Origin of the sequence: Streptomyces sp. YS-3 (assembly GCF_045257485.1) — a bacterium.
Lineage (GTDB): Bacteria > Actinomycetota > Actinomycetes > Streptomycetales > Streptomycetaceae > Streptomyces.
Genome location: NZ_JBJHPC010001193.1, coordinates 1 through 595, shown reverse-complemented (window position 1 = coordinate 595; position 595 = coordinate 1). Strand labels below are relative to the sequence as shown.

The window sequence follows — 595 nt, the reverse complement described above, 5'->3', positions numbered from 1 at the left end:
GTCTGCGCGCCCGGGCAGCTGAAGCTGACGGTCCACAGCCTGAAGAACACGTACGCGCCCGGGGAGAAGCCGCAGGTCGTCATCTCCGTCGAGAACACGGCCGACTCCACCTGCAAGGCGGACCTCGGGCCCAAGGGAGCTGTCCTGGTGGTGACGGACTCCGGCGACGACAAGGTGTGGGCGTCGGACGACTGCGTGAACGGGGCCGGGAGCGAGCTGTTCCAGGTGCCGGGCAAGGCGACGGTGACGCGGGTGGTGGCCTGGGACCGGACGCGGAGCGCGGCGCGGTGTGCGACGCCGCCGCCGGGTGCGGCTTCCCCCGGCACGTACCTGTTCGAGGTCCAGGCGACGGGCCTGCCGGTGGCCCGGGCCCCGTTCGCCCTGGCGAAGGACTGAGAGCAGGCGCGGAAAGGCTGCGCCCCTGCCCTTCTTTGTCTGCGGACCGTGGAGGCTTGCTCGCGCAGTTCCCCGCGCCCCTGAGTGCCCAGGGGCGCGGGGAACTGCGCGAGCAACCCCCACCGGCCCGCGGGGAAGTTCCCGGCCCTCAGCCCGAGCCCCGGCCGCCCGCCAGAGGGCTTTCGGGAAGGGGCGGGGC

The 595-nt window shown here is 73.6% G+C and carries 1 pseudogene; it reads left to right on the top strand.

The features are described from left to right. Window positions 1-396 (top strand): annotated as a pseudogene (locus ACJA3G_RS38265) (hypothetical protein); the annotation flags it as partial. Window positions 397-595: the final 199 nt, after the last annotated feature.